15 protein-coding genes are annotated in these 15153 nt (G+C 71.0%); 8 read left to right on the top strand and 7 right to left on the bottom strand.

What is annotated here, in order from left to right; genetic code table 11:
• A complete protein-coding gene (locus STVA_RS25540) occupies window positions 1-654 on the bottom strand; it encodes a dioxygenase family protein (RefSeq protein WP_123690749.1) in 654 nt (217 codons plus the stop codon).
• 151 nt (window positions 655-805) lie between these two features.
• Between STVA_RS25540 and thrC the strand changes: the two genes are divergently transcribed.
• Genes thrC through STVA_RS25525 form a run of 3 tightly spaced genes read left to right on the top strand, consistent with a single transcriptional unit; the run spans window position 806 to window position 4207 of the window.
• Window positions 806-2215 (top strand): threonine synthase, encoded by a 1410-nt coding sequence (gene thrC, locus STVA_RS25535; RefSeq protein WP_123690751.1) that lies wholly within the window; start codon window positions 806-808, stop codon window positions 2213-2215.
• A complete protein-coding gene (locus STVA_RS25530; protein ID WP_123690753.1) occupies window positions 2212-3471 on the top strand; it encodes a M16 family metallopeptidase in 1260 nt (419 codons plus the stop codon). Before thrC ends, STVA_RS25530 begins: the two co-directional genes overlap by 4 nt.
• Window positions 3472-3508: 37 nt before the next feature.
• On the top strand, window positions 3509-4207 hold the full coding sequence (locus tag STVA_RS25525; RefSeq protein WP_123690755.1) for a GNAT family N-acetyltransferase: 699 nt from the start codon (window positions 3509-3511) through the stop codon (window positions 4205-4207).
• A gap of 24 nt (window positions 4208-4231) precedes the next feature.
• On the opposite strand, the gene STVA_RS25520 is transcribed toward STVA_RS25525, so the two are convergent.
• Window positions 4232-4825, bottom strand: a complete 594-nt coding sequence (locus tag STVA_RS25520) for a YqgE/AlgH family protein (protein ID WP_123691356.1) — start codon at window positions 4823-4825, stop codon at window positions 4232-4234.
• 170 nt (window positions 4826-4995) lie between these two features.
• Here STVA_RS25520 and STVA_RS28435 point away from each other — a divergent pair, with 170 nt between their 5' ends.
• Both STVA_RS28435 and STVA_RS25510 read left to right on the top strand, forming a co-directional pair.
• Window positions 4996-7146 (top strand): protein-disulfide reductase DsbD family protein, encoded by a 2151-nt coding sequence (locus tag STVA_RS28435; RefSeq protein ID WP_123690757.1) that lies wholly within the window; start codon window positions 4996-4998, stop codon window positions 7144-7146.
• Window positions 7147-7243: 97 nt separating this feature from the next.
• Window positions 7244-7726 carry a peroxiredoxin gene (locus STVA_RS25510; protein WP_123690759.1) on the top strand — a complete coding sequence of 161 codons (483 nt, stop codon included), beginning with the start codon at window positions 7244-7246 and terminating at the stop codon, window positions 7724-7726.
• Between the two features lie 66 nt (window positions 7727-7792).
• Here STVA_RS25510 and STVA_RS25505 read toward each other — a convergent pair whose 3' ends face one another.
• A complete protein-coding gene (locus tag STVA_RS25505) occupies window positions 7793-8560 on the bottom strand; it encodes a PhoH family protein (protein ID WP_123690761.1) in 768 nt (255 codons plus the stop codon).
• Between the two features lie 356 nt (window positions 8561-8916).
• On the opposite strand from STVA_RS25505, the gene STVA_RS25500 reads away from it, so the two are divergent.
• Window positions 8917-9564 (top strand): class I SAM-dependent methyltransferase, encoded by a 648-nt coding sequence (locus STVA_RS25500; RefSeq protein WP_123690763.1) that lies wholly within the window; start codon window positions 8917-8919, stop codon window positions 9562-9564.
• On the opposite strand, the gene STVA_RS25495 is transcribed toward STVA_RS25500, so the two are convergent.
• Window positions 9561-9764 carry a DUF4170 domain-containing protein gene (locus STVA_RS25495; protein WP_123690765.1) on the bottom strand — a complete coding sequence of 68 codons (204 nt, stop codon included), beginning with the start codon at window positions 9762-9764 and terminating at the stop codon, window positions 9561-9563. The genes STVA_RS25500 and STVA_RS25495 overlap by 4 nt on opposite strands.
• 141 nt (window positions 9765-9905) lie before the next feature.
• Between STVA_RS25495 and STVA_RS25490 the strand changes: the two genes are divergently transcribed.
• A complete protein-coding gene (locus STVA_RS25490; RefSeq protein WP_123690767.1) occupies window positions 9906-11399 on the top strand; it encodes a UbiD family decarboxylase in 1494 nt (497 codons plus the stop codon).
• A gap of 9 nt (window positions 11400-11408) precedes the next feature.
• Here STVA_RS25490 and STVA_RS25485 read toward each other — a convergent pair whose 3' ends face one another.
• The 3 genes from STVA_RS25485 to STVA_RS25475 are packed head-to-tail and all read right to left on the bottom strand — an operon-like array spanning window position 11409 to window position 13602.
• Window positions 11409-12344 (bottom strand): phosphatidate cytidylyltransferase, encoded by a 936-nt coding sequence (locus STVA_RS25485; RefSeq protein WP_123690769.1) that lies wholly within the window; start codon window positions 12342-12344, stop codon window positions 11409-11411.
• Window positions 12341-12988, bottom strand: a complete 648-nt coding sequence (locus STVA_RS25480) for a lysophospholipid acyltransferase family protein (RefSeq protein WP_197735739.1) — start codon at window positions 12986-12988, stop codon at window positions 12341-12343. The genes STVA_RS25485 and STVA_RS25480 overlap by 4 nt, the downstream gene beginning before the upstream one ends.
• Window positions 12985-13602, bottom strand: a complete 618-nt coding sequence (locus STVA_RS25475; RefSeq protein ID WP_197735738.1) for a CDP-alcohol phosphatidyltransferase family protein — start codon at window positions 13600-13602, stop codon at window positions 12985-12987. The genes STVA_RS25480 and STVA_RS25475 overlap by 4 nt, the downstream gene beginning before the upstream one ends.
• 199 nt (window positions 13603-13801) lie before the next feature.
• Here STVA_RS25475 and STVA_RS25470 point away from each other — a divergent pair, with 199 nt between their 5' ends.
• Window positions 13802-15148, top strand: coding sequence for a TldD/PmbA family protein (locus STVA_RS25470; RefSeq protein WP_123690771.1), 1347 nt, complete (start codon window positions 13802-13804; stop codon window positions 15146-15148).
• Window positions 15149-15153: the final 5 nt, after the last annotated feature.

Genomic DNA, 15153 nt, shown 5'->3' with positions numbered 1-15153 from the left:
CTATGCCAGGACGATGTCGAAGCGCCCGGCAAGCGCCCCGGCCTCCACTTGCGGGGCGGGCGACAGCTCGACCATGACCGCGGCGCGGGCAGCCTGGGTCAGCCCGCGCAGCACCATGTCGCGGTCGTTGCCGGGCTCGCCCGCCACATACATCTGCGTCACCAGCCGCGGCCGGCCCGGGGCGGCGACCGCGAAGTGGATATGCGGCGTGCGCCCGATGTAGGGCGCCGGCCGGATCGTGCGGAACCGGTAGCCGCCGTCGGCGGCACTGACCGTCGCCCCGAACCCCTGGAAGCCGGCATCGCGTCGGGCCGGGTCGCCGGAGCCGGGGTGCAGGTAGATCCCTTTGGCATCGCACTGCCAGATCTCGACCCGGGCGCCGGCCAGGGGTTGCCCGTCCAGCGTCATCACCCGGCCGGCGATGTGGGTGACGGTGCCCTGCGCCCGGGCGGCAGCCCCGGTCACCTGGACCAGGTCGTTGTCTATGTCGAGCGGCAGCCGCACCGGATAGAACGGCCCCTCGGTCTGCCGCGGCGTCGCCACGGCCGCGGCCAGGGCGGGCAGGGCCGGCGTGACGGCGACGGCGGCCAGCAGGCTTCGGCGCGTCCACAGCCGGCCTCGGGACAGGCTGGTGCGACCATGTTCGTCAGGCATTCGCGGTCCTCGGGCGCACGCGCGCTTCCATGGATTCGGATGGCAGGGAAATGGTGCGGTGCCGACCGGTCGACAACCGGGATGGCCCGGCTTGCGATGGCGGGGTGCGACCATTAGGTTATCGGGTTCGCGACCAATGGAGCCTACCCTTTTGCGCTACGTCAGCACCCGCGGCGCCGCGCCCGCGCTCGCCTTCGACGACGTTCTGCTGGCCGGGCTTGCCCGCGACGGCGGTCTCTACGTTCCCGATGCCTGGCCGACCCTGACCGCGGACGACCTACGCGCGCTTGCCCGCGCCGACTATGCCGAGACCGTGACCCGGGTCATGGCCCCTTTCGTTGACGGCGCCATCGCCGAAGACGACCTGGCGGCGCTGGTGACCGACGCCTATCGCAGCTTCGCCCATTCGGCCATCGTCCCGCTGAAGCAGCTCGGGCCGAACCAGTGGATGATGGAGCTGTTCCACGGCCCGACGCTGGCCTTCAAGGACCTGGCGCTGCAGGTGGTGGGCCGCCTGTTCGACCATGTTCTGGCCAGGCGGGGGCGGCGGGTCACCATCGTCGGCGCCACCTCGGGCGATACCGGTTCGGCCGCCATGGAGGCCTGCCGCGACCGCGAGGGCATCGACATCTTCATCCTCTTCCCCGAGGGGCGGGTGTCGGAGGTGCAGCGGCGCCAGATGACGACGATCGAGGCCGCGAACGTCCACGCCATCGCCGTCCAGGGCACTTTCGACGACTGCCAGGACATGGTGAAGGCGATGTTCAACGACATCCCCTTCCGCGACCGGCACGGTCTGTCGGCGGTGAACTCGATCAACTGGGCGCGCATCGCGGCCCAGATCGCCTACTACGTCTGGGCCGCCGTGGCACTGGGTGCACCCGCGCGGGCCGTGTCGTTCGCCGTGCCGACGGGTAATTTCGGCAATGTCTTTGCCGCCCACGCCGCCCGCCACATGGGCCTGCCGATCGCCAGCCTCGCCATCGGCACGAACCGCAACGACATCCTGACGCGCTTCCTGGAGACCGGCAGCCTGTCGATCGGCACCGTCGAGCCCAGCCTCAGCCCTAGCATGGACATCCAGGTGTCGAGCAACTTCGAGCGCCTGCTGTTCGAGCTGTTCGACCGCGACGGCAAGGCGCTGGCGGGCGCGATGGCGGATTTCCGTCGCGACGGCGTGCTGGCGGTGTCGCCGGAACGCTGGGCGCGGGCGAAGGCCGACTTCGCCGGCTTCCGGCTCGACGATGCCGGCACGCTGGAGACGATCCGCCGTGTCTGGCAGTCGACGGGGGAGATTCTCGATCCCCACAGCGCCATCGGCGTCGCCACGGCCGAGGCCTGCCGGGTCGATCCCGCGGTGCCGATAGTGGCGCTCGCCTGCGCCCACCCGGCCAAGTTCCCCGACGCGGTCGAACGGGCGACCGGCATCCGCCCGGCGCTGCCCGGCCGCCTGTCCGACCTGCTGACGCGGCCGGAACGGGTCTCCGTCCTTCCCAACGACCTCGCGACCGTCCAGGATTTCGTGGCCGCCCGCACCACGCGGCAGGAGCAACCGGCATGACCGTCAAGGTAACCACCCTTCCGGGCGGCCTGCGGGTCGCCACCGACCGCATGGACGGCGTCGCTACCGTGTCGCTCGGCGTCTATATCGACGCCGGCGCGCGGCATGAGCCCGCCCCCATCAACGGCGTCGCCCATTTCCTCGAGCACATGGCCTTCAAGGGCACCGAGCGGCGCAGCGCGCGTGCCATCGCCGAGGAGATCGAGGCGGTCGGCGGCCACCTCAACGCCTATACCGCCCGCGAGCAGACGGCCTACTACGCCAAGGTGTTGAAGGACGACGTGCCGCTGGCGCTCGACATCCTGAGCGACATCCTGCTGCACTCGACCTTCGACCAGTCGGAGTTCGACCGCGAGCGCTCGGTCATCCTGCAGGAAATCGGCCAGGCCGAGGACACGCCCGACGACATCGTCTTCGATCATTTCCAGGCGACCGCCTACCCCGACCAGGCGATGGGCCGGCCGGTGCTCGGCACGGTGGAGACCGTGTCGGCTCTGCCGCGCACGGCACTCGTCGACTACATGGCGGCCAACTATCACGGGCCCGACATGGTGGTGTCGGCCGCCGGGGCGGTCGACCATGACCGCATCGTCGAGCTGGCGACCGCGGCCTTCGCCGGCATTCCCGGCACGCCCGCCGCCAAGGCCGAGGCCGGCCACTATGTCGGCGGGGACTTCCGCGAGGAGCGGGACCTGGAGCAGATCCACCTCGTGGTGGGCTTCCCCGGCGTGTCCTACACCGATCCCGATCACCACGCCTTCCAGGTGCTGGCGACGATCCTGGGCGGCGGCATGTCCTCGCGCCTGTTCCAGGAGATCCGCGAGAAGCGCGGGCTGGCCTACTCGATCTATGCCTTCAGCTCGTCCTTCCACGATGGCGGCATCTTCGGCGTCTATGCCGGCACCGGCGAAAAGGATGTGAAGGAACTGCTGCCGGTGCTGTGCGACGAGGTGATGGCCATCGGCGGCAAGCTGGAGCCGGGGGAACTGGCGCGGGCCAAGGCCCAACTGCGTGCCAGCCTGTTGATGTCGCGCGAAAGCACGTCCGCCCGGGCCGAGCATCTGGCGCATCAGTTGCTCGTCCACGGCGGCCATATTCCGACCGAGGATACGCTGGCCAAGCTGGAAGCGGTCGACGCCGATGCGGTCGCGCGCGTCGCCCGGCGTCTGCACCAGGCACCGCCGACTTTGACCGCCATGGGGCCGATCGGCGGGGTGGAGCCGTTCGACCGGATCGTGCGCCGGCTCGCTGCCTGACCACGCGGCGTCGGACCAGAGCCAGGCGCGCCGCCGGATGACCGCCAAGGTTGGGACCGCCAAGGTCGGGCCGGGCAAGGCCGCGACCGCGACCGCCGGCAGCGAGCCCGGGGCCCCGGTCCGGACGGCGCCCGGTCGGCTGGAACGCTGGCTCGGCCCGTTCCTGGGCGAGGCGCACACGACCATCCTGGCGGGCGACCGGGTCTTCCTGCGCCCGCCGCGCCAGTCGGACTTCGACGGCTGGGCGCGCGTGCGGGCGGGGTCGCGTGCCTTCCTGGCGCCATGGGAGCCGACCTGGCCCGACGATGCCCTGTCGCGCGGCGCCTATCGCCGCCGCCTGGCAGCCTATGGCGTCGATTGGCGCAAGGACACCGGCTACAATTTCTTCGTCTTCGGGCGCGGCGACGAGACGCTGCTGGGTGGGATCGGGCTGGCCAACGTCCGCCGCGGCGTCGTCCAGAGCGCCAGCCTCGGCTACTGGATGGGCGCGCCCTATGCCGGCCATGGCTACATGACGGAGGGATTGCGGGCCGTCCTCGCCTTCTCCTTCGACCGGCTGCACTTGCATCGCCTGGAGGCCGCCTGCCTGCCCTCCAACATGGCGAGCCGCCGGCTGCTGGCGAAATGCGGCTTTCGCGAAGAGGGCTACGCCCGCAAGTATCTCTGCATCAACGGCGTCTGGCAGGACCATGTCCTGTTCGGCCAGCTCGCCGAGGAGTGGCGGCTGTCGCGCTGACGGCGTCCTGGCAGCAACCGGCCTTCAGGCGTGCCCGGCCTCGGTCGACAGCATCGACAGGTCGACCCCCAGCCGCGCCAGCGCCCGGTCCCACATGGCGTCGAGCGCGGTGCCGAACACCAACTCGTCGTCCGGCGGCACCTCGAGCCAGCCATTGGCCTGGATCTCCTCGTCGAGCTGGCCCGGTCCCCAGCCGGCATAGCCCAGCGCCATCAGCGCGTGGCGGGGGCCGTCCCCAGCCGCGATCGCCTTCAGCACATCCAGCGTGGCGGTCAGGGCCACGCGCTCGTCTATCTGCAGCGAGCCGTCATAGGTGTGGTCCAGCGTATGCAGCACGAAGCCGCGTCCGGTTTCGACCGGCCCGCCGAAATGCACGGGCATGCGTGCGGTCGCGGCTGATCCCTGCAGCGAGAGCTGGTCCATCAGCTCCGACACGGTCAGAGACCCCAGCAGCTTGTTGACGACGAGGCCCATCGCCCCCTCCTCGCTGTGGGCGCACATGTAGATGACCGACTTCTCGAAGCGCGGGTCGCCAATCGTCGGCATCGCCACCAGCAGCCGGCCGGTCATGTAGCCCGTCGCGGGGTCTTTCTCGGTCCCAGGGTCTTTCTCGGTCATGATCGGATCCAACATCGCAGCCAGGGTACGGCATCACTGATATGGCGCCTTGCAGACAACGAGCAAGGCGGTCGCTGGTGCCGGATGCGCCGCCGTGCCGCACCACCGGATGGCCTGGCCCACGTCTTTGTGACTCCCCCGTGCCAGCCGCTGGCCCATATTGATGCACAATGCGGAGCCTGATCGCGAAAGCCGTCGCGGGCGCGACCGCCACCCTGTTGGTGGCCATTGCAGCCCTGACCTTGCTGGTGCCCGATGGCGCGCGGGCCGAAACGGCCTCGCCCTGGCAGCGTACCGAGCAGACCGCCGTCCGCCTCGTCTCGGCCGTGGCCGCGGTTGGCGACAGCCAGTCGGTGGGGCTTGGCCTGCATTTCCGCATGCAGCCGGGCTGGAAGGTCTACTGGCGCTCCCCCGGCTCGGGCGGCCTGCCACCCAGCATCGAGTGGCAGGGATCGGACAATGCCGGCGAGGCCCGCCTCGCTTGGCCCGCCCCCAAGCGGTTCGAGGTCCTGGGGATCGAGAGCTTCGGCTATTCCGACGAGGTGGTCTTTCCGATCCAGCTCGCCCTGGAACGGCCGGGCGATCCGCTTCGCGTCAAGGCGGCCGTCGACTACCTGACCTGCCGCGAGATCTGCATTCCCTATCAGGCGACGCTCCAGCTCGACCTGCCGGCCGGCACGGCCAGCCCATCGGCCGAAGCGGGGCTGCTGGCGGATTTCATCGCGCGGGTGCCGGACGACGGCGTTGCCGACGGCCTTGCGATCGACGCGGTCGGCCTGGCCGGTGCCGGCGACCAGCGGGTCCTGGTCGCGGCCGTCCGCACCGACCAGCCGCTCGCCAAGCCGGATCTCTTCGTCGAATCCGCCATTCCCGTCGATTTTGGCGCACCGCGGGTGACGGCGGTGCCGGGCGGGGCGCGGCTTGAGGTCCCGATTTCGGGCGATCCGGCGACGATGGCCCGGCTTGCCGACAGCGACGTCACCCTGACCCTGGTCGATGGCGACCGCGCGGTCGAGGCCCAGCGTCGCGTGGGCGTCGCGTCGGTCGCGGGATCGGGCCTGCCGCCGGTGCCGGCGGCCGTCTGGCTGTCGATGTTGGCAACGGCGCTGCTGGGCGGCCTGATCCTGAACCTGATGCCCTGCGTGCTGCCGGTCCTGTCGCTGAAGCTGCTGGGCGTGGTGGAGGCCGGCGGGCGCGAGCGGGCGGAGGTGCGCTGGGGTTTCGTTGCCGCCTCGGCCGGCATCCTCTTCTCGTTCCTGCTGCTGGCCGCGGGGGCCGTGGCCTTGAAGACCGCCGGCCTGGCCGTCGGCTGGGGCATCCAGTTCCAGGAGCCGTGGTTCCTGGTGGCCATGGCGGCCGTCCTGGCGCTGTTCGCCGCCAACCTGTGGGGCTGGTTCGAGATACCGCTGCCGGGCCTGGCCCAGTCGGCCGCCAATGCACCGCACCGCGGCCCGCTTGGCCATTTTCTGACGGGCGCGCTGGCGGCGGTGCTGGCCACGCCCTGCTCGGCGCCCTTCCTCGGCACCGCCATCGGCTTCGCCCTGGCCCGCGGCCCGGTCGAGATCTTTGCCATCTTCACCGCCCTCGGCCTCGGGCTGGCGTTGCCTTACCTGGCGGTGGCGGCTGTGCCCGGCATTGCCGCCCGCCTGCCCCGGCCCGGCCTGTGGATGGTCAAGGTGCGCCGCATCCTGGCGGTCGCCATGGTCGCGACCTGCGCCTGGCTGCTGAGCGTCCTGGCGGCCCAGCAGGGCATCGGCGCGGCGGTCGTCCTGGCAATCGTGCTGGCGCTGGGTGTCCTGCTGATCGGGCCGCTTGCCCGGCTGCCGGTCGCCTGGCGCACCAGCGTCGCCGCCGCCACCGTGGTCCTGTTCGCGGTGGCCGTCGTGCCGCGCCTGACGGCCCCACCCCCGGCGCCGGCGGCGATCGAGGCCGGCGCGCAGTGGCAGCCCTTCGACCGCGGCCGGATCTCCGCCCTGGTGGCCGACGGCCGTACCGTCTTCGTCGACGTGACCGCCGACTGGTGCATCACCTGCCAGGTGAACAAGAAGCTGGTGATGGCGCGCGGCGAGGTCGCCCTGCGGCTGGCGCGGCCCGACCTGGTGGCGATGCGCGCCGACTGGACCCGGCCCGACCCGGAGATCGCCCGTTTCCTGGCCGACCATGGCCGCTACGGCATTCCCTTCAACATCGTCTACGGCCCGGGCGCGCCCCAAGGCGTCGCCCTGCCGGAACTGCTCACCGAGGGGGCTGTGATGGCCGCATTCGCCCGCGTGGGCGGGGGCGGGCCGGCGCGCGCCGCTGCCGTCGGCAACGGGGGATGACAGCGGCCGGCACAAGCCTTATTTGAGGCGGGCGCCGCGGCGGTTCCTGCCGTCGGCATTCCAGCATATTTGTCGAGACCCTGCAGGAGGCACCGCCATGACCATCGCCGTCGGCCAGAAGATCCCCTCTGGCAAGCTGAAGACCATGACCGCCGAGGGCCCGAAGGACATCACCACCGAAGAGCTGTTCGACGGCAAGAAGGTCGTCGTCTTCGCGCTTCCCGGCGCCTTCACGCCGACCTGCTCGGCCAAGCACCTGCCCGGTTTCGTCCAGCATTCGGGTGCGCTCAAGGGCAAGGGCGTCGACACCATCGCCTGCCTGTCGGTCAACGACGCTTTCGTCATGGGCGCCTGGGGCAAGGACCAGGCCGTCGGCGACAAGGTGCTGATGCTGGCCGATGGCAGCGGCGCCTTCACCGAATCGCTGGGCCTCACCCTCGACCTGACGCCGAACGGCATGGGCAAGCGCTCCAAGCGCTATGCCATGATCGTCGACAACGGCACCGTGACCGCCCTCAACGTCGAGGAGCCGGGCAAGTTCGAGGTGTCGAGCGCCGAGGCGATCACCAAGCTGCTCTAGTCGACCGATCCCGTCGATCGTCGCGGCCGCCCGGGGCTTCCCCGGGCGGCCGCTTCGCGTTCCGGGCTACAGTACCGTCAGCATCTCGGCCACCAGCGGGTGGCGGACGATGTCGTGCTCGTCTAGCCGCACCACGGCGATCCCCGGCACCGCCTGGAGCCGGCGCGCGACCTCGGCCAGGCCGGAGATTCCCTCCAGCAGGTCGCTCTGGTCGGGGTCGCCGGTCAGCACCATGGTCGAGTGCCAGCCCAGGCGCGTCAGCAGCATCTTGATCTGGCCATAGGTGCAGTTCTGCGCCTCGTCGATGACGACGAAGCAGTTGTTGAGCGTGCGCCCGCGCATGTAGGCGATGGGCGCGATCTCGATGGTCCCGTCCGCCACCAGCTGGCGCACGCGCTTGGCGCCCATCCGGTCGTTCAGCGCGTCGTAGAGCGGCCGCAGGTAGGGCGCCAGCTTCTCGTGCATGTCGCCCGGCAGGTAGCCCAGGTTCTCGCCCGCCTCGACCGCCGGCCGCGACAGCACGATGCGCCCGACGCTGCCCTCGTCGAGCGCCTCGACGGCGGCCGCCACCGCCAGGTAGGTCTTGCCCGTGCCGGCCGGGCCCAGCGCCATCGTCAGGCTGTGGGCCGCCATCGCATCGGTCAGGCGGCGCTGGCCCGGCCCCTGGGGGCGCACCTTGCGGATGTAGCTCTGGTCCCGCCGGTCGTCGGCTGCCTCGTCGGCGGCAGCCTGTTCCCCCAGCGGGTCCCAGCGCGCGACCAGCTCCCCGAACAGGCCGCGGACCTTCGGATCGATTGTCTTCACGACGCCATCTCCACGCGCGCGCTTGGCCATTCCTGGCTCCTCTCGGTCGGATGGGAAGACTTGGGGCATGCCCCGAAACGCGGCACGCCGCCCGATCGCCGTTTGGGCGAAGGGGCGGCGTGCAAGGCCGTCGCGGGGGGCTGGCTGCCGATTGCGGCGCCGCCGGACGCCCAGGCTCTGGGCAATTCCAGGGGTGGCCGCCGGGGGGATCGGCGGCGAACCGGGATGGTCCTTGTGGGACGGATCTCCATTTCGCACTGCAACGATAACGCTGGCCCGGCCGATTCGGCCACGCGATCTTGGGGTTGTCACCGGATTTTCATCCAGATGCTGCGGCCCAACCGCCGGGCTGGCGCCTTTCTTCCCCGCACCGCACCATGGCCCCCATGGATACCGCCACTTTCGTTCGCCACCAGACCAGGCCGGGCTGCCCGCCGCTCGTGCCCGAGCTTCGCCTGCACCTGGCCACCGCCGTCACCCCGCTGTGGGAAGCCACGGAGGAATCGCTGGCCGCGACCGGCACCCCGCCACCCTACTGGGCCTTCGCCTGGGCGGGTGGCCAGGCCCTGGCGCGCCTGATCATCGACCAGCCGAACCTGGTCGCCGGCCGGTCGGTCGTGGATGTGGGGTCGGGCTCGGGGCTGGTCGCGCTGGCAGCGGCCCGGTCGGGCGCCGCCCGGGTCGAGGCGGCTGACATCGACCCCTTCGCGGTGGCGGCAATCGCGCTGAACGCCACTCTCAACGGCCTGTCGGTGGCGGCGCGAAGCGACGACCTGATCGGCCGGGACGAAGGCTGGGCGACGGTCCTGGTCGGCGATCTGTGCTACGAGCGGTCGCTGGCCGAGCGGCTGGTGCCGTGGCTGCGCGGCCTGGCCGCGCGCGGTGCCGACGTGCTGCTGTCCGACCCCGGGCGCGCCTACCTGCCGACCGAGGGCATGGTCGAACTGGCCCGCTATGCCGTGCCGGTCGACCTGGAGCTGGAGGACCGGCTGCTGCGCGACACGGCGGTGTTCCGCCTCGGGGTCGTGGGCTAGCCCCGGGCGGGCTCGTCCGCTTCCTCGACGATGCGGAAGCGGCTGTGGCAATCGTCCACGGTCGCGAACGCGCGCGTCGACCAGGCGTTGCGGGCGGCCTCCCAGGTGGGGAACGGCCCCAGCCGCTCTTCCGCCCGGCCCTTGGCCAGGGTCTGGAACTCGGTGTCCGCGTATTCCCCGCCGATGACCCAGAATGCCATCCCATTCACTCCTCGATGGTGCAGCCCTGGATGTCGGAATTCGCGGGGCGAAGTCAATGCGACCTGCCGCCGCTCGCGTCGTGACGGCGGCGGCGGCCCGGCCTAAGTTGTGGCCATCACTGCCCGTCGGACGGACCGCCCATGCCCTATGCCTCGCTGCGCGACTTCATCTCCCGGCTCGAACGGGAGGGCCGGCTGGTGCGCGTATCGGCGCCGGTGTCGCCGGTGCTGGAGATGACCGAGATCCAGACCCGCCTCCTGGCCGAGGGCGGGCCGGCGGTGCTGTTCGAGAACGTGATCGGCCATTCCATGCCCGTCCTGGTGAACCTGTTCGGCACGGTGGAGCGCGTCGCCTGGGGCATGGACCGCACGCCCGACCAGTTGCGCCAGGTGGGCGAGACCCTGGCCTTCCTGAAGCAGCCGGAGCCGCCGGGCGGCTGGCGCGACGCGCTGGAGATGCTGCCGCTGGTGAAGACGGTGATGGCGATGAAGCCGCGCACCGTCTCGCGCGCGCCCTGCCAGGAGGTGGTGCTGACGGGCGAGGACATCGACCTCGGCCTGCTGCCGGTGCAGACCTGCTGGCCGGGGGAGCCGGCGCCGCTGATCACCTGGCCGCTGGTCGTCACCCGCGGGCCCTCGCAGGCGCGCGAGGACGGCTTCAACCTCGGCATCTATCGCATGCAGGTGACGGGCCGGAACACCACCCTGATGCGCTGGCTGCGCCATCGCGGCGGCGCCCAGCATCATGCCCGCTGGGGGAGCAAGAAGCGCGACCCGCTGCCGGCGGCCGTCGTCATCGGCGCCGACCCCGGCACCATCCTGGCGGCCGTCACCCCGGTGCCGGACACGCTGTCGGAATACCAGTTCGCGGGCTTGCTGCGCGGCCGCAAGGTCGATCTGGTCGACTGCCGCACCGTGCCGCTCAAGGTCCCGGCCGAGGCCGAGATCGTGCTCGAGGGCCATGTCTCGCTGGAGGAGTATGGCGACGAGGGGCCGTATGGCGACCACACCGGCTACTACAATTCGGTCGAGCCGTTCCCGGTCTTCACCGTCTCGGCCATCACCATGCGCCGCGACCCGATCTACCTGTCGACCTTCACCGGCCGCCCGCCGGACGAGCCGTCTGTGCTGGGCCAGGCGCTGAACGAGGTGTTCATCCCCCTGCTGCGCCAGCAGTTCCCGGAGATCGTCGATTTCTGGCTGCCGCCCGAGGGCTGTTCCTACCGCATCGCCGTCGTGTCCATGCGCAAGGCCTACCCGGGCCATGCCAAGCGCGTGATGATGGGCGTGTGGTCGTTCCTGCGGCAATTCATGTACACGAAGTGGGTGATCGTCGTGGACGACGACATCGATGCGCGCGACTGGAAGGAGGTGATGTGGGCGATGTCGACCCGCATGGACCCGGCCCGCGACATCACGCTGGTCGAGCGCACGCCGATCGACTATCTCGACTTCGCCTCGCCGGAAAGCGGGCTGGGGTCGAAGATCGGCCTGGATGCCACCAACAAATGGCCGCCGGAGACCCATCGCGAATGGGGCCGGCAGATCGCCATGGACCGCGACGTCATCGAGACCGTCACCCGCAAATGGGCCCAGTACGGCCTGCCCGGGAGCGGCAAGCCCATCTGGAAATAGCAGCCTCGCCTACACCGTCCACCAGTAGCGGGTGAGATGGAAGAAGACGGGGGCGGCGAAGATCACCGAATCCAGGCGGTCGAGCATGCCGCCATGGCCCTCGATCATGCGGCCCCAGTCCTTCACGCCGCGGTCGCGCTTGATGGCCGACATCACCAGGCCGCCGAAGAAGCCCATCAGCGTCACCACCAGCGCCATCAGGGCCGCCTGCCAGGGCGCGAAGGGCGTGATCCACCACATCGCGGCACCGAGTGCCGTAGCGCTGGCGATGCCGCCCACGAAGCCCTCCACCGTCTTGGACGGCGAGAGGGCGGGGGCGATCTTGCGGCGGCCCAGCAGCTTGCCCCAGACATATTGCAGCACGTCGCTCGCCTGGACGACCAGGACCAGGAAGGCGACCAGCAGCAGGTGGCGGCCCTCGAAGCCCGGGATCGGCAGCGTCAGCAGGGCCGGCACGTGCGAGACGCAGAAGACGCAGATCATCAGGCCCCATTGCAGCTCGGCCACCCGCGCCATGAAGCGGGTGGTGTCGCCGCGGAGCGCGGCCACGATCGGCAGCAGCAGGAAGACGTAGACCGGAATGAAGATGGCATAGAGCCCGTACCACTCGATCCCGACCAGCCAGTATTGCAGCGGCAGCACCAGGAAGAAGGCGACCGCCAGTGCCCAATGGTCGCCGCGCCGGGTCGGCGTCAGGGTGACGAACTCGCGCAATGCCGCGAACGAGGCCAGCGCGAACAGGACGATCACGCCCACATGGCCCAGCACGAAGGCGCCGGCGATCAGGCCCACCATCACCCACCAGGCGCGCACGCGCGCCTCCAGGTTCTCGATCGTGGCGGTCCGGCCGAAGCGCCGGCGCAGCAGCCAGCCGGCCAGGGTCGCCACCACCAGGACGGCGGCGATGCCGGCGAAGAGGATCGGCGCCTCCGAGCCCGCGTTCACGACTGGGCCTCCGTGCCGGGTGCCAGGGCCAGCATGGCGGCCCGAGCGCGGGCCAGGTAGGCGTTCTTGTCCTCACCCTCGGCCACCGGCAAGGGCGCGCCGAAGGTGACGGTGCAGAGCAGCGGGACGGGCACCAGTTCCCCCTTGGGCATGACCCGGTTCAGGTTCTCGATCCAGACCGGCACGGGCAGCGCCTCGGGCCGCATCCGCGCCAGATGGTAGAGGCCGCTCTTGAAGGGCAGCAGCCGTTCCTCGGTCAGGTTGCGCGTGCCCTCGGGGAAGAGGATCAGCGACTGTCCCTGGCCGATGGCGTCCGCCAGCGGGGCCAGCGGGTCGCCCGAGCGCATCTCGGGCCGGCGGTCGATCAGGACCGCCTGGAATACGCGCTGGCCGAAGAAGCGGCGGATCGGCCCGGCATTCCAGTAGTCCGCGCCCGCCACCGGCCGCGTCCGCCGCCGCAGCGACCGCGGCAGGACGGTCCAGACCAGGACGAAATCACCATGGCTGGCATGGTTGGCGAAATAGATCCGCGGCGGCCCGTCCGGATCGGCGGCCGCATCCCGCCAGTCGCCGCGCACGCCGGTGACGGCCCGCGCCAGACCCGTGACCAGGGTGGCGGCAATGTGCCCGATGATCCCGCTCATGCCCGGCCCTCCGCCTCGGCCAATGCCCGGCGCACGCGATTGACGATGCCCACCGCCGCCAGTACCGCCAGGACCGGCATCGCCCAGGCGATCATGGCCGGCAGGGGCGCCAGCCCGACCCAGAGGCCGAGCGCGCCGAACACCAGCGCGCGGTCGCTCTTGCCGAGCGGCCCGTCATAGCGCCGGCTGGCGCCGATCGTCTGGCCCAGGACGCCGGCCAGCTCCCCCGTCACCGCCAGGACGACGACGATCACCACCCAGGCCGGCGCGAACGGGGCGACCAGGGCGAACGGCAGGTAGAGGGCGGCATCGGATACGACGTCCCCCAGCTCGTTGAGAAAGGCGCCGAGCCGGCTCTTCTGGCCGAACTCGCGCGCCAGCATGCCGTCGACGGCATTCAGCGCCATGCGCAGCGCCAGCCAGGCCGGCAGCAGCAGGAAGAGCGCCGGCCGCGCCGGCCCCTGCAGCGCCAGCAGGCCACCCAGCAGGACCGAGCCGGCGGCGGCGGCCAGTGTAACCTGGTTGGCGGTCACGCCGGCTGCCGCCATGCGGCCGACCGCCGGGTGCAGCAGGGCCTGGAAGCGCGGCTTCAGGGCATAGAGGGTGATCGCCATGGTGCTCCTTCGCGGGCGGCCGGCTGGCCGAACTGTACCGCGTTGCGTCGCCCGGCACTGCCCTTCGGTTCATGTGCACCGGCACGCCTTGCCGTGCTCGGCGGTTGACGCCGCCGCGCCGAGCGGCCACATCGGAGCAGGCGGCCCTACCGCCCTCCCGATCTTCTTCCCCCGCCCGATCCCCACGAGGTCACCGCCGATGACGACGGATTCCCAGGCAACCCTCGACCTGCTGTCGGACCTCATCGCCCGCGCGCGCCGCGCCGGGGCCGACGCGGCCGATGCCGTGCATGTGGAGGGGACCTCGATTTCCCACGCCCAGCGCCTGGGTGAGACCGAGAAGCTGGAGCGATCCGAAGGGCAGGACCTGGGCCTGCGCGTCCTGGTCGGTCGCCGGCAGGCGGTCGTTTCCTCCTCCGACCTCAGCGCCAAGGCGCTGGATGAACTGGTCGAGCGCGCTGTCGCCATGGCCCGCGCGGTGCCGGAAGATCCCTATTGCGGCCTGGCCGACCCGGAGGCGATCGCCCGCAGCTGGCCCGACATGGACCTGTCGGACCCCTCGGAGCCGACCGCGGAAATGCTGATCGACTGGGCGCGTCGGACCGAGGAGGCCGCCCGCGCGGTGCCTGGCGTCACCAACTCCGAAGGGGCGGAGGCCGGCTGGTCGCGCAGCCGCGTATCGCTCGTGGCCTCCAACGGCTTTGCCGGCAGCTACGAAGGCTCGGGCTGGTCGCTCAGCGTCTCGGTCCTCGCCGGCGAGGGTACCGGCATGGAGCGCGACTACGACTTCACCTCGGCCGTCTACGGCGCCGACCTGCGCCAGCCCGAGGATGTCGGCCGCAGCGCCGGCGAGCGGGCGATCCGACGCCTGAAGCCGCAGAAGGCCGCGACCACCAAGGCCGCCATCGTCTTCGACCCCCGGGTTTCGGGCGGGCTGGTCGGGCATTTCGCCGGGGCCATCAACGGCCAGTCGATCGCCCGCGGCACCAGCTTCCTCAAGGACCGCATGGGCAGCGCTGTCTTCGCCCCCGGCGTCTCGGTGATCGACGACCCCTTGCGCGCCCGGGGCCTGCGTTCGCGGCCCTTCGATGGCGAGGGGCTACCGGCGGCCCGGCGCGCGCTGGTCGAGGACGGCGTCCTGCGGACCTGGGTCCTCGACCTGGTCACGGCCCGCCAGCTCGGTCTGCAATCGACCGGCAATGCGTCCCGGGGGACCGGCGGCCCGCCCTCGCCGACGACGACCAACCTTTACCTCGCACCAGGCGAAGCCAGCCCGGCCGAACTGCTGAAGCGGGCCGGGCGCGGTCTCTACGTCACCGGGCTGATGGGCTTCGGCGTCAACGGCGTCACCGGCGACTACAGCCGCGGCGCGTCCGGCTTCTGGATCGAGGATGGCGAGATCGCCTATCCCGTCAGCGAGGTCACCATCGCCGGCAACCTCAAGGACATGTTCGCCACGCTGGTGCCCGCCAGCGACCTGGAGTTCCGCTATGGCACCAACGCCCCCACCGTCCTGGTGCCGGAGATGACCATCGCCGGGCGCTGACCCGG

Origin of the sequence: Stella humosa (assembly GCF_006738645.1) — a bacterium.
GTDB classification, from domain to species: domain Bacteria; phylum Pseudomonadota; class Alphaproteobacteria; order ATCC43930; family Allostellaceae; genus Allostella; species Allostella humosa.
This window is presented reverse-complemented; position numbering and strand designations above follow the sequence as displayed.

Bases quoted from the DNA above. Each gene is read 5' to 3' on its own strand.
- STVA_RS25510 (WP_123690759.1), top strand. From the start codon at position 7,244: ATGACCATCGCCGTCGGCCAGAAGATCCCCTCTGGCAAGCTGAAGACC.
- STVA_RS25540 (WP_123690749.1), bottom strand. From the start codon at position 654: ATGCCTGACGAACATGGTCGCACCAGCCTGTCCCGAGGCCGGCTGTGG.
- STVA_RS25480 (WP_197735739.1), bottom strand. From the start codon at position 12,988: ATGAGCGGGATCATCGGGCACATTGCCGCCACCCTGGTCACGGGTCTG.
- STVA_RS25500 (WP_123690763.1), top strand. From the start codon at position 8,917: ATGGATACCGCCACTTTCGTTCGCCACCAGACCAGGCCGGGCTGCCCG.
- STVA_RS25470 (WP_123690771.1), top strand. From the start codon at position 13,802: ATGACGACGGATTCCCAGGCAACCCTCGACCTGCTGTCGGACCTCATC.
- STVA_RS25505 (WP_123690761.1), bottom strand. From the start codon at position 8,560: ATGGCCAAGCGCGCGCGTGGAGATGGCGTCGTGAAGACAATCGATCCG.
- STVA_RS25520 (WP_123691356.1), bottom strand. From the start codon at position 4,825: ATGACCGAGAAAGACCCTGGGACCGAGAAAGACCCCGCGACGGGCTAC.
- STVA_RS25495 (WP_123690765.1), bottom strand. From the start codon at position 9,764: ATGGCATTCTGGGTCATCGGCGGGGAATACGCGGACACCGAGTTCCAG.
- STVA_RS28435 (WP_123690757.1), top strand. From the start codon at position 4,996: ATGCGGAGCCTGATCGCGAAAGCCGTCGCGGGCGCGACCGCCACCCTG.
- STVA_RS25475 (WP_197735738.1), bottom strand. From the start codon at position 13,602: ATGGCGATCACCCTCTATGCCCTGAAGCCGCGCTTCCAGGCCCTGCTG.
- STVA_RS25530 (WP_123690753.1), top strand. From the start codon at position 2,212: ATGACCGTCAAGGTAACCACCCTTCCGGGCGGCCTGCGGGTCGCCACC.
- STVA_RS25490 (WP_123690767.1), top strand. From the start codon at position 9,906: ATGCCCTATGCCTCGCTGCGCGACTTCATCTCCCGGCTCGAACGGGAG.
- STVA_RS25525 (WP_123690755.1), top strand. From the start codon at position 3,509: ATGACCGCCAAGGTTGGGACCGCCAAGGTCGGGCCGGGCAAGGCCGCG.